We start from the raw sequence: 12,087 nt of genomic DNA, 5'->3' as shown, positions 1-12,087 counted from the left end.
CGTACCCGGATCCATTCACCAATGAGAACGGATGACGTCTTGAAATAATTAGTCGGCAGGCTGGATCGCCAACGGGGCTGGGCGCTTGGGCGAGTGCGGCGGCGTGTCGCAGTTCTCAGATCGCACTGTTATGGATCATTAGTTCTCTTTCTCAATTGACAATCATTATCATTCAACATAATTTGTCGCTCGATGTGTAGGACGGCCCCGTCCCCCAGGCGTCCCACTAACCTATTGGCAGCAAGGTGATTTCCATGACGGAACAAGTATCCACAAGCAGGTGCGATTCACCGCTACTTCAGGCATTCGTCGACAATCGACTGATTCTGGTCAAGATTGCAGCCCGCATTACCGGCTGCCGGTCACGCGCCGAAGATGTGGTCCAGGATGCGTTCTTCAGACTGCAGTCGGCGCCGCCGATCACGTCGTCGATCAAGGCCCAGCTGAGTTATCTGTTCCAGATCGTGCGCAACCTGGCGATCGATCACTACCGCAAACAGGCGCTGGAGCAGAAGTACGCCGGCCCCGAGGAGGAAGGGTTGAACGTGGTCATTCAGGGCGCTTCGCCGGAAACCTCGCACATCAACTTCTCGACCCTTGAACACATCGCCGACGCGTTGACCGAGCTGCCGGTCCGCACCCGCTATGCGTTCGAGATGTACCGTCTGCACGGCGTGCCGCAGAAGGACATTGCCAAGGAACTCGGCGTTTCGCCAACGCTGGTCAACTTCATGATTCGCGATGCGCTGGTGCACTGCCGCAAGGTATCCGGCAGCCGCGCCGATGCGGTGTCCGCGAACCGTCGCTGACCTGAAACAGAGCCAAAAAAAAGATCGCAGCCTTCGTTGAAGGGCTGCGATCTTTTTTGTTTTCAGCGAAATATCACACCAGCGTGCACCGGTCGAAGAACCGCTCGCGCCCGAGAATCATCAGCGCCGCGCGCTTGTGCGGGAAATCGAATTCTTTCTCGCAGTGGAAGCACTGGTTGTGCATGTGGCCGATCATCTTCGCGTTGTCGGCACGCGGTTCGGCAACGACGCGCTGCGTGCGCGGATCATCCAGAAACAGGTAGTGCACCAGCGCCGACAGCCAACTCGCCACCTTGTGCGGACCGCGATGATCTTCTTCTCCGACCAGCATGTGAATGCCGCGATCGTAATTGTCGGCATCGTAGAACGGCGCGATACGATCTTCCTTGGCCCAATAGGCTTCGAAATAGGCAAACGGCTGATCATCGAAACAACCGATCAGGGTCAGCGTGTGCGGATCGGCGTCGAGTTTGCTCAGGTACTCGCGGTGCTGTTCGAGGCTGCCCTCTTCCTGCCAGAAACTGGCGACTCGAGGGCTGTTCTGCCAGCGATTGAAACGCGCCAGATCCTGCTCGATCTCCACCGTTCGCAGGGAAATCCAGGCACCGAGACGCGCATCGAAACGCCGATAGACTTCCCCACGCGGTTTCACCGGGCGCAGCGGATGACGCTTGCCGTTGCTGATGACCATCTGCTGCGGATAGCTGCCGGTCAGCGATGTGCCGAGCCACGGCTGCGGCAGTTGCCAGAACAGCGTGCGCTCGCAGCGGTATTCACCCGCCACTTCAGTGCCCACCAGCAAACCGCTGAGCAAGGCTTCGGTCGGCGCCTGATCGAGTTGCCAGATCAATTGCTGACGCGCCGGATCCCGGGCAAACAGCCAATAACAGGCTGCCCACAGCGCCTGGCCCGGCGGCAGTGCATAGCGCTCATCGATCTGGATCGGCCCCTGGCCTTCACGATCAAGACGCAGGCGAATCAGCGGTTGCCCGTCCAGGCTCAGGCTCAGACGGCTTTCGGTGGCATCGGCTACCAGTTGGCTGCCCGAAGGCAGGGCCAGGGCAGTCAGGTCATTCAGATTGGACATGGGTCGGGCTCACGATAATCGTCGACAGTTCAACGATGGGACGTGAGCCGGGGCGGGAAATTTAGGCCGTTCGGCAAAAACCGCCGGTCATTGATGCGGTACCGGCACCACCGCAATCTTGTACGGATCGAAGATCTTCAGCATCTGCCCGTTGTCGCGCAGGCCCTGCAGCAGCTTGCCGAACGCTTCACCGGTGATCGGCGCCTTCGGACTGAGAATCGCGTAGTGGTGGTAGATCTGGTCGATGCGCTGGGACACCAGCAACTCGTCGCGCACCTTTTCGTTGCGCAGCAGGTAATCGAACAGGTACGAGCGAGTCACCAACGCAATGTCCGCGCGCCCGCGCAAGACCATCAGCAGGTTGCTGTCGTGGGAATAGGTCAGCGTGGCGTTGTAGGTTTCGGCGAGGTACTTGGGATCGGCGTTGAAGTTGGCGAATTCGTAGTGATAGCCGCTGTACAGCGCCAGCCTTTTGCCCTTGAGATCCGCGAAGTAGTTCTGCTGGCGACCGGGCTTGTTCTGCGCGACGAAAATCTCGGCGTCCTCAAGCCCCATGTCGACGGTGGTGTGGGGAATGTCTTTCCAGCCCCACTCCGGATTTTCGAAGATCGCCATGTCGGTGCGGCCATCCTTGAAATCGCCGAACCGGCGAGGAATCGAGGTGGGCACCAGTTCAAAACGATAGTCGCTCTGGGCGCTGTTCAACGCGGCGACCAGTTCCGGCAGCAGGCCGGTGTCGGCGCCGTTTTCCGGGCGAATGGTGTAGGGCGGAAAATGCGCTGCGCCCACCCGAACCACCTGCGCCGCCGGAGCAGGCAATACCCATAAAGCAGCCAGCGCTGCGAGCATCAGCCCGGCGGCCGTCCGAATTGGCGAAGACTTCAAAACACCCCACTCCCCGAAAAAGTACCGATCATTGCATTCAAGCTAGGCGGTTTCGCCCAGTTAGCCAGTTTCCCGGCCCGATAGAAAGCGCCTAGCGCTCCTCGAGCACCAGAATCAGCGCTTCTTCGGCCAGTTGGTCCAGGCTCAGGCTGCCGCCGGCGCGGAACCAGGTGGTGGTCCAGGACAGCGCGCCCGTGAGAAAACGTCGGGTAATGAACACGTCGCCACGGATGAATCCCGCCTCCTTGGCCTCGCCCAGCGCTTGCAGCCAGAGGTCTTCGTAGATGTCGCGCAGCGCCAGCACCTTGGCCTGGCCGTCTTCGGACAGCGAGCGCCATTCATACACCAGCACCGCCATCGCCTCGCCGCTGCCGCCCATGATCGACTGCAATTCGCAGCGGATCAGCGCCAGCACCCGCTCGCGCACATCGGCGGCATCGGCAAGGGCCGCACGCATAAGCGCGGTGTTGTAGCGGATGGTTTCTTCCATCACCGCCCGCAGGATTTCATCCTTGCTCTTGAAGTGATGAAAGATGCTGCCGGACTGAATCCCCACGGCACCGGCCAGATCGCGAACCGTGGTGCGCTCGTAGCCTTTGTTGCGGAACAGGTGGGCCGCCACTTGCAGCAGTTTGCCGCGAGCGCTATCCGGATCGGTCAACTGGCCGGCATCGACCAGTTCACGCATGACCCTCAGGGCTTTTTGCTCGTCCACCCGTTCTCTCCTACAGTCGTTCAGTCAAATGCGCCGTACGCCGCAGAAACGGCGGGGTTGCGCGGGCAATTTAAGCCGCCGGCGGTGACCAAGCAAGCGCTTGGGCAGAAGATAATTCCAGGCGTTTACAAACCAAGCGCTTGCTTGGTAGTCTCGATGCACTTCTGTCACAGGTTGCTGAGTCGGAGATCAAAATGCCCACCACGGTTCGCATCGGATGCGCCAGCGCATTCTGGGGAGACACCTCGACCGCCGCCGCGCAGCTTGTGGCCGCAGGACAGTTGGATTATCTGGTCTTCGACTACCTCGCCGAAATCACCATGTCGATCATGGCCGGCGCGCGCATAAAGGATCCGCAGGCCGGGTTCGCCGGCGATTTCATCGAAGTCCTCGCGCCTCTGTTGCCGCAACTGGCCGAACAGAACATTCGCGTCATCAGCAATGCCGGCGGGGTCAATCCCAAGGCCTGCGCCGCCGCGCTGCAAGCGGCCTGCGACAAGGCTGGCGTGGCGCTGAAGATCGCCGTGCTGTCGGGCGATGACCTGCAACCCCAGTTCAAACAACTGGCCACCCAAGGCATCACGGAAATGTTCAGCGGCGCCCCGCTGCCGCCGATGTGCGTGTCGACCAACGCCTACCTCGGCGCGCCGGGCATCGTCGAAGCCCTGCGCCTTGGCGCCGACATCGTGATCACCGGCCGGGTGGTCGACAGCGCAGTGGTCAGTGCCGCGCTGGTGCACGAATTCAGCTGGTCCTGGCACAACTACGACAAACTCGCGCAAGCCGCCCTGGCCGGGCACATCATCGAATGCGGCGCGCAGTGCACCGGCGGCAACTTCACCGACTGGCGCGACGTGCCGGATTACGAACACATCGGTTTCCCGATCGTCGAAGTCAGCGCCGACGGCCAGTTCATCGTCAGCAAACCCGAAGGCTCCGGCGGACTGGTTACGCCACTGACCGTCGGCGAGCAGATGCTCTACGAAATCGGTGATCCGCAGGCCTATCTGTTGCCCGATGTGGTCTGTGATTTCAGCCAGGTCAAACTCCAGCAACAAGGCAAAAACGCCGTCCGGGTCCACGGCGCCAAAGGCTTGCCGCCCAGCGACCAATACAAGGTCAGCGCAACGTATCCGGACGGTTTCCGTTGCACCGCCAGTTGCCTGATCGCCGGCATCGATGCCGTGGAGAAAGCCCGGCGCGTCAGCCAGGCGATTCTCGACAAAACCTCGGAGATGCTCGACCAGAAAGGTCTCGGGCCCTACACCGAAACCCACGTCGAACTGCTCGGCAGCGAAGCCACCTACGGCCCTCACGGCCAGCGCCGGGACAGCCGCGAAGTGGTGATTAAACTCGCCGTGCGCCACCCGAACAAACAAGCGTTGATCCTGTTCTCCCGGGAGATCGCCCAGGCCGCCACCGGCATGGCGCCAGGGCTGACCGGGATCGTTGGCGGACGGCCGACGGTATATCCGTTGATCCGGCTGTTCTCGTTCCTGATCGACAAAAGCGCCTGCACATTGCAGATCGACATCGCCGGCGAATCTCACCCGTTCACCCTGCCCGCCCCTGCAACACTCGACAGTCAGGATCTGCCCCTGCCCCACGAAACGCCCAAACCCCAGGGCCGCGCCGACGCGAGCGTGCCATTGGTGAAACTGGCCGTGGCGCGCTCCGGCGACAAGGGCAATCACAGCAACATCGGCGTCCTGCCGCGCCGTCCCGAATACCTGCCGTGGATCGCCGAAGCGCTGACCCCGGCGGTGGTCGTCGACTGGATGAGCCATGTCCTCGACCCGATTCACGGCCGGGTCGAGCGCTGGTATCTGCCGGGCACCCACAGCCTCAACTTCCTGCTGGAAAACGCCCTTGGTGGCGGCGGCGTGGCGAGCCTGCGCATCGACCCGCAAGGCAAGGCCTTCGCCCAGCAATTGCTGGAAATCCAGATCCCGGTGCCGCAGAGCATCGCCGAACAGTTCGACTAGAGGATTGGCACCATGGCGTTCGAATCGATTTTCCGGGCTGATCTGTTCAGCGGCCAGACCGTCATCGTCACCGGGGGCGGCAGTGGCATCGGGCGTTGCACCGCCCATGAACTGGCGGCGCTCGGGGCCAACGTGGTGCTGGTCGGGCGCAAGCCGGAAAAGCTGCAAAGCGTCGCCGCCGAAATTGCCGAGGACGGCGGTCGGGCGAGCTGGAGGGCCTGCGATATCCGTGACGAAGAGGCGGTGAAGGCGCTGGTCAGCGAACTGATCCGCGAACACGGGCCGATCCACGGGCTGGTCAACAATGCCGGCGGCCAGTACCCGTCGCCCCTGGCCTCGATCAATCAGAAAGGTTTCGAAACCGTGCTGCGGACCAATCTGGTCGGCGGCTTCCTGATGGCCCGGGAAGTGTTCAACCAGTCGATGAGCAAACACGGCGGCAACATCGTCAACATGCTCGCCGACATGTGGGGCGGCATGCCCGGCATGGGTCACTCCGGCGCCGCGCGTTCGGGCATGGACAACTTCACCAAAACGGCGGCATTCGAATGGGGTTATGCCGGCGTTCGGGTGAATGCGGTGGCGCCGGGCTGGATCGCGTCCAGCGGCATGGACACTTACGAAGGCGCGTTCAAGGCCGTGATCCCGACCTTGCGCGAACACGTGCCGCTCAAGCGCATCGGCACCGAATCGGAGGTCAGCGCAGCGATCGTGTTTCTGCTCAGCCCGGCTGCCGCGTTCATCAGCGGCAGCACCTTGCGCATAGACGGCGCGGCCAGCCTGGGCAGTCGCGCCTGGCCGCTGCACAAGGCGACCCACAGCGAATCCTTCAACGGTTTTCACCGGGCCTATATGCCGGACGTTTTGAAGGACAAGGAGTAAGCCATGCCGCAGATCCAGTCCCAACTCGACCCGCACAGCGAAGCCTTCGCCCGCAACCGCGCAGCGATGCTCGCCGCCATCGAGCAAGTCCAGCAGCTCGAACAGAACCTGCTGAACAAGGCTGCCGAGGCCAAACCGAAATTCGAAAAACGCGGACAATTGCTGCCCCGTGAGCGCCTGAATCTGTTGCTCGACCCCGGCGCGCCATTCCTCGAACTGGCGAGCCTGGCCGGCTACAAACTCCACGACGACAAGGACGGCAGCTCGGCCGGTGGCGGCTTGATCGCCGGCATCGGTTACGTGTCCGGCGTGCGCGCCTTGATCGTGGCGAACAACAGCGCGATCAAGGGCGGGACGATTTCCCCGTCGGGTCTGAAAAAATCCCTGCGCCTGCAACAGATCGCCCAGGAAAACAAACTGCCGGTCATCACCCTCGCCGAAAGCGGCGGCGCCAACCTCAATTACGCGGCGGAGATTTTCGTCGAAGGCGCACGCAGCTTTGCCAATCAGGCGCGGATGTCGGCCATGGGGCTGCCGCAGATCACCGTGGTGCACGGTTCGGCCACCGCCGGTGGCGCGTATCAGCCGGGGCTGTCGGATTACGTGGTGGTGGTGCGCGGCAAGGCCAAGCTGTTTCTTGCCGGCCCGCCGTTGCTTAAAGCAGCGACCGGTGAAGTCGCTACCGACGAAGAACTGGGCGGCGCCGAGATGCACGCGCAAGTCGCCGGCACCGCAGAATACCTGGCCGAAAACGATGCCGACGGCGTGCGTCAGGTGCGGGAAATCGTCAGCCTGCTGAACTGGAACGAGCAAATACCGTGGCTGCCCGAGCCGCAATTCAAAGAGCCGCTGTACCCCATCGACGAACTGCTCGGCCTGATCCCGGACGACCCGAAAAAGCCCTACGACGTGCGCGAAATCATTGCGCGGATCGCCGACGAATCGCGCTTCCTGGAGTTCAAGGGCGAGTTCGATCAGCAGACCGTTTGCGGGCACCTGAAAATCCAGGGGCGCGCCTGCGGTTTCATCGGCAACAACGGCCCGATCACGCCCAACGGCGCGAGCAAAGCGGCGCAATTCATTCAACTCTGCGATCAGAGCCAGACACCGCTGCTGTTTTTCCACAACACCACCGGGTTCATGGTCGGCACCGAATCGGAACAGCACGGCGTGATCAAGCACGGCTCGAAACTGATCCAGGCCGTTGCCAATGCGCGGGTGCCGAAACTGACGATCGTGGTCGGCGGCTCCTACGGCGCGGGCAACTACGCGATGTGCGGACGCGGGCTTGATCCGCGCTTCATCTTCGCCTGGCCCAACAGCCGCACCGCCGTGATGGGTGGCGCCCAGGCCGGCAAGGTGTTGCGCATCGTCACCGAAGCCAAACAGCTCAAGGACGGCCTGGTGCCCGACCCGAAAATGCTCGACATGCTGGAGCAGGTCACCGCGCAGAAACTCGACAGCCAGTCCACTGCCCTCTACGGCAGCGCCAACCTGTGGGACGACGGGCTGATCGATCCGCGTGACACCCGCACCCTGCTCGGTTACCTGCTGGACATCTGCCACGAAGCCGACATCCGCACGCTGCAACCCAACAGCTTCGGCGTCAGCCGGTTCTGATCGCCACGGATTAAAGGAGAACAATAAAAATGATCTTCACCCCGGAACACGAAGCACTGCGCCGTACCGTCCGCCAGTTCGTCGAGCACGAGATCAATCCGCACGTCGATGAGTGGGAACAGGCCGGGCGTTTTCCGATCCACGAGATTTTCCGCAAGGCCGGCGACCTCGGTCTGCTGGGGATTTCCAAGCCGGAAAAATTCGGCGGCATGGGCCTGGATTACAGCTATTCGATCGTCGCCGCCGAAGAGTTCGGCACCATCCACTGCGGCGGCATTCCGATGTCGATCGGCGTGCAGACCGACATGTGCACCCCGGCCCTCGCCCGCTTCGGTTCCGATGAATTGCGCGACGAATTCCTGCGCCCGGCCATCACCGGCGAGCAGGTCGGTTGCATTGGCGTCTCGGAAGTCGGCGCTGGCTCCGATGTCGCCGGGCTCAAGACCACCGCACGCAAGGACGGCGACGACTATGTGATCAACGGCAGCAAGATGTGGATCACCAACTCGCCGAGTGCTGATTTCATCTGTCTGCTGGCCAACACTTCGGACGACAAACCGCACGTCAACAAGTCGCTGATCATGGTGCCGATGAACACGCCGGGCATCAGCCTCAGTTCGCACCTCGACAAGCTCGGCATGCGCAGTTCGGAAACCGCCCAGGTGTTTTTCGACAACGTGCGCGTGCCCCAGCGCAATCGCATCGGCCACGAAGGCGCCGGGTTCATGATGCAGATGCTGCAGTTCCAGGAGGAACGCCTGTTCGGCGCGGCGAACATGATCAAAGGCCTGGAATACTGCGTCGACAGCACCATCGAGTACTGCAAGGAACGCAAGACTTTCGGCAATGCGCTGATCGACAACCAGGTGATCCACTTCCGCCTCGCCGAATTGCAGACCGAAATCGAATGCCTGCGGGCGCTGGTCTATCAGGCCACCGAGCAATACGTGAAAGGCCAGGACGTCACCCGACTGGCCTCGATGGCCAAGCTCAAGGCCGGGCGTCTTGGCCGCGAAGTCAGTGACAGCTGCCTGCAATACTGGGGCGGCATGGGCTTCATGTGGGACAACCCGGTGGCCCGCGCCTACCGCGACGTGCGGCTGGTGTCGATTGGCGGCGGCGCCGACGAAATCATGCTGGGGATCATCTGCAAACTGATGGGCATCCTGCCGGGGAAAAAGAAATGAGCGCCCTGCCCGATTGCCAGACGCTGCTGCTGGAACGGCACAACGGCGTGTTGCACATCACCCTCAATCGCCCGGAAAGCCGCAATGCCATGAGCCTGCAAATGGTCGCCGAGTTGCGCGCCGTGCTGGCAGAGGTGCGCGATGACCGCAGCGTTCGCGCGCTGGTGCTCAGCGGTGCCGGCGGGCATTTCTGCGCCGGCGGCGATATCAAGGACATGGCCAACGCCCGCGCTCAGGGCAGCGATGCCTATCGCGAGTTGAACCGTGCCTTCGGGTCGTTGCTGGAAGAAGCGCAGCACACGCCGCAAGTGCTGATCACCGTGTTGCAGGGCGCGGTGCTCGGGGGCGGGTTCGGGCTGGCGTGTGTCAGCGATATCGCCATCGCCGATCATCAGGCGCAATTCGGTTTGCCGGAAACCAGCCTCGGCCTGCTGCCGGCACAGATCGCGCCGTTTGTTGTGCAGCGCATCGGCCTGACCGAGGCCCGCCGCCTGGCCCTGACCGCCGCCCGCTTCGACGGCCATCAGGCCCGACGTCTGGGGCTGGTGCATTTTGTCGAGCAGGATCCACAGGCGCTCGCCGAGCGACTGGATGAAGTGCTCGACCATGTCCTGTGCTGCGCCCCCGAAGCGAATGCCGTGACGAAAAAATTGCTGCTGGCCAGCGCCGGCCAGCCGTCGAGTGAACTGCTGGACGAAGCCGCGCAGTGGTTCAGCGAAGCGGTGACCGGTGCCGAAGGCATCGAAGGCACGATGGCGTTTGTGCAAAAGCGCAAACCGAGGTGGGCCCCTTAGAAGCATCGCGGGCAAGCCCGCTCCCACAGTTTTTGTGAGCACCACTGAATCCTGTGGGAGCGGGCTTGCCCGCGATGAGGCCCTTCAATCCACCGCCAACATTCAGGAAAACCACCATGCCCGCCCTCCACAAAATCCTGATCGCCAACCGCGGTGAAATCGCCTGCCGCATCCAGCGCACCGCCCAGGCGCTTGGCTATCGCACGGTCGCGGTGTTCAGCGACGCCGACGCCGACGCACTGCACGTGCAAATGGCCGATCAAGCGGTGAACATCGGCCCGGCGCCGGTGCAGCAGTCCTACCTGAACATCACGGCGATCCTCGACGCCGCCCGGCGCAGCGGTGCCGACGCAATCCATCCCGGCTACGGCTTTCTCTCGGAAAATGCCGAATTCGCCCGCGCCTGCGAACAGGCCGGCCTGACCTTCATCGGCCCCAGCGTCGAAGCCATCGAACTGATGGGCAGCAAACGACAGTCGAAAATCGCCATGCTCGCCGCCGGCGTCCCGTGCATCGCCGGCTATCAAGGCGCCGAGCAGGACGACGTGACGCTGACCCGCGAAGCCGAGCGCATCGGTTACCCGTTGATGATCAAGGCCAGCGCTGGCGGTGGCGGGCGCGGCATGCGTCTGGTGCACAGCGTCGAGGAATTGCCAGCGCAATTGCGCACGGCGCGCTCCGAAGCCTTGAACGGTTTCGGCAGCGACGAACTGATCCTCGAACAGGCGTTGATCGAACCGCGCCATGTCGAAGTGCAGCTGTTCGGCGATCACCACGGCAACCTGATCTACCTCGGGGAACGCGACTGTTCGATTCAGCGTCGGCACCAGAAAGTCATCGAAGAAGCACCCTGCCCGGTGATGACCGAAGAACTGCGCCAGGCAATGGGCGAAGCGGCGCTCAAGGCCGGGCGTGCGGTGAACTATGTCGGCGCCGGCACCGTGGAGTTTTTGCTAGATGCCGATGGCCGGTTCTACTTTCTGGAAATGAACACCCGGTTGCAGGTCGAGCACCCGGTGACTGAACTGATTACCGGGCTGGACCTGGTGGCGTGGCAACTGTCGGTCGCCGAGGGCCAACCGCTGCCACTGACCCAGGCGCAGGTGAAACTCGATGGCCACGCGATGGAAGTGCGCCTCTACGCCGAAGACCCGGCCCAGGGTTTTCTTCCGCAGACCGGGCGTGTCGAAGCCTGGGCGCCGGCACTGGATCGCGGTGCACGGATCGATCACGGGTTGATCGAAGGCCAGTCGGTCTCACCGTTCTACGACCCGATGCTCGGCAAACTGATCGCCCACGGCGCGACCCGTGAAGAGGCCCGGCGCAAACTGCTGTGTGCGGTTCAGGACAGCGTGTTGCTGGGCGTGCATAGCAATCAGCGGTTGCTCGCCAGCCTGTTGCAGCATCCGCAGTTCATCAGCGGGGAGTTCGGCACTGGCTTCATCCCGCAATACTTCGCAGATCACGACTGCCTTCGCGCCTATTCGCCCAGTGCCGAAGATCTGGCCGTGGCGGCGGTGCTGTTTTACCAATCTGTCGCACAGCAACACCGCGCCCCGCTGTCCGGATGGCGCAACAATGCCGGTGCGCCGTTGCTCTATCGCATCAGTCTCGACGCCCGCGACTGGAACGTGCAACTGCGCGCCAGTCCGGACAATACGTTTGCAGTGCAGGTCGCGGAGCGCGTCATCGAACTCAAACTCATCGAACACACCGTCGGGGCCGTGACACTGGAAATCGACGGCCTGCGACAGCGCCATGCCTATCGGCTGCGCGACGACCAGCTCTGGCTGTTCACCCACCCCGGCAGCCTGCACCTGGTGGATCGAACTCATGCTGTGATCGACAGTCAGACCAGCGTCAGTTCCGGCACGTTGAAAGCCCCGATGGATGGCGCCATCATCGATGTGCTTGTCAGCGAAGGCAGCCCGGTCAGCAAGGGCCAACTGCTGGTGGTGCTGGAAGCGATGAAAATGGAGCACCCGCTCAAGGCCGGCATCGACGGCGTGCTCAAGCGGGTGCAGGTCAAGATCGGCGATCAGGTAAAAAATCGTCAGGTTCTGTTGCAGGTCGAGTAGTCGCCGCGCGCATCCGCAAGGTTTGACTACGCTCTGAATAATCAG

At 62.4% G+C, this 12,087-nt stretch carries 10 protein-coding genes; 7 read left to right on the top strand and 3 right to left on the bottom strand.

Annotated features, from left to right (window positions below; translation table 11 throughout):
• The first annotated feature begins 254 nt into the window (after positions 1 to 254).
• Positions 255 to 809 carry an RNA polymerase factor sigma-70 gene (locus AC07XZ_RS12030; protein ID WP_007955779.1) on the top strand — a complete coding sequence of 185 codons (555 nt, stop codon included), beginning with the start codon at positions 255 to 257 and terminating at the stop codon, positions 807 to 809.
• A 73-nt stretch (positions 810 to 882) separates the two neighbouring features.
• Here the strand turns inward: AC07XZ_RS12030 and AC07XZ_RS12025 are convergent, their stop codons facing one another.
• The 3 genes from AC07XZ_RS12025 to AC07XZ_RS12015 form a co-directional block, all read right to left on the bottom strand.
• Complete coding sequence (locus AC07XZ_RS12025) at positions 883 to 1,896, bottom strand: GNAT family N-acetyltransferase (RefSeq protein ID WP_102686439.1); 1,014 nt, start codon at positions 1,894 to 1,896, stop codon at positions 883 to 885.
• Positions 1,897 to 1,983: 87 nt separating this feature from the next.
• Positions 1,984 to 2,781, bottom strand: coding sequence for a substrate-binding periplasmic protein (locus AC07XZ_RS12020; protein WP_102686440.1), 798 nt, complete (start codon positions 2,779 to 2,781; stop codon positions 1,984 to 1,986).
• Between the two features lie 91 nt (positions 2,782 to 2,872).
• Positions 2,873 to 3,496, bottom strand: a complete 624-nt coding sequence (locus AC07XZ_RS12015; RefSeq protein ID WP_102686441.1) for a TetR/AcrR family transcriptional regulator — start codon at positions 3,494 to 3,496, stop codon at positions 2,873 to 2,875.
• 194 nt (positions 3,497 to 3,690) lie between these two features.
• On the opposite strand from AC07XZ_RS12015, the gene AC07XZ_RS12010 reads away from it, so the two are divergent.
• From AC07XZ_RS12010 to AC07XZ_RS11985, 6 genes are all read left to right on the top strand, one after another.
• Positions 3,691 to 5,481, top strand: coding sequence for an acyclic terpene utilization AtuA family protein (locus tag AC07XZ_RS12010; protein WP_102686442.1), 1,791 nt, complete (start codon positions 3,691 to 3,693; stop codon positions 5,479 to 5,481).
• A 12-nt stretch (positions 5,482 to 5,493) separates the two neighbouring features.
• Complete coding sequence (locus AC07XZ_RS12005; protein ID WP_085744941.1) at positions 5,494 to 6,363, top strand: SDR family oxidoreductase; 870 nt, start codon at positions 5,494 to 5,496, stop codon at positions 6,361 to 6,363.
• Positions 6,364 to 6,366: 3 nt separating this feature from the next.
• Positions 6,367 to 7,983, top strand: a complete 1,617-nt coding sequence (gene atuC, locus AC07XZ_RS12000) for a geranyl-CoA carboxylase subunit beta (protein ID WP_102686443.1) — start codon at positions 6,367 to 6,369, stop codon at positions 7,981 to 7,983.
• Positions 7,984 to 8,012: 29 nt separating this feature from the next.
• Complete coding sequence (atuD, locus tag AC07XZ_RS11995) at positions 8,013 to 9,170, top strand: citronellyl-CoA dehydrogenase (RefSeq protein WP_102686444.1); 1,158 nt, start codon at positions 8,013 to 8,015, stop codon at positions 9,168 to 9,170.
• Positions 9,167 to 9,964 carry an enoyl-CoA hydratase/isomerase family protein gene (locus tag AC07XZ_RS11990; RefSeq protein ID WP_102686445.1) on the top strand — a complete coding sequence of 266 codons (798 nt, stop codon included), beginning with the start codon at positions 9,167 to 9,169 and terminating at the stop codon, positions 9,962 to 9,964. Before atuD ends, AC07XZ_RS11990 begins: the two co-directional genes overlap by 4 nt.
• A gap of 116 nt (positions 9,965 to 10,080) precedes the next feature.
• Complete coding sequence (locus AC07XZ_RS11985) at positions 10,081 to 12,042, top strand: acetyl/propionyl/methylcrotonyl-CoA carboxylase subunit alpha (RefSeq protein WP_102686446.1); 1,962 nt, start codon at positions 10,081 to 10,083, stop codon at positions 12,040 to 12,042.
• Positions 12,043 to 12,087 lie beyond the last annotated feature (45 nt).

It is taken from the genome of Pseudomonas sp. GW458-11-26-14-LB4 (assembly GCF_059423925.1).
Note: the sequence above shows the minus strand (reverse complement) of the source record. Positions and strands in the feature narration are given on the sequence as shown.

Excerpts from the sequence above, each read along its gene's own strand:
- AC07XZ_RS12030 (WP_007955779.1), top strand. The coding sequence starts at position 255 with ATGACGGAACAAGTATCCACAAGCAGGTGCGATTCACCGCTACTTCAG.
- AC07XZ_RS12025 (WP_102686439.1), bottom strand. The coding sequence starts at position 1,896 with ATGTCCAATCTGAATGACCTGACTGCCCTGGCCCTGCCTTCGGGCAGC.
- AC07XZ_RS12010 (WP_102686442.1), top strand. The coding sequence starts at position 3,691 with ATGCCCACCACGGTTCGCATCGGATGCGCCAGCGCATTCTGGGGAGAC.
- AC07XZ_RS12005 (WP_085744941.1), top strand. The coding sequence starts at position 5,494 with ATGGCGTTCGAATCGATTTTCCGGGCTGATCTGTTCAGCGGCCAGACC.
- atuC (WP_102686443.1), top strand. The coding sequence starts at position 6,367 with ATGCCGCAGATCCAGTCCCAACTCGACCCGCACAGCGAAGCCTTCGCC.
- atuD (WP_102686444.1), top strand. The coding sequence starts at position 8,013 with ATGATCTTCACCCCGGAACACGAAGCACTGCGCCGTACCGTCCGCCAG.
- AC07XZ_RS11990 (WP_102686445.1), top strand. The coding sequence starts at position 9,167 with ATGAGCGCCCTGCCCGATTGCCAGACGCTGCTGCTGGAACGGCACAAC.
- AC07XZ_RS11985 (WP_102686446.1), top strand. The coding sequence starts at position 10,081 with ATGCCCGCCCTCCACAAAATCCTGATCGCCAACCGCGGTGAAATCGCC.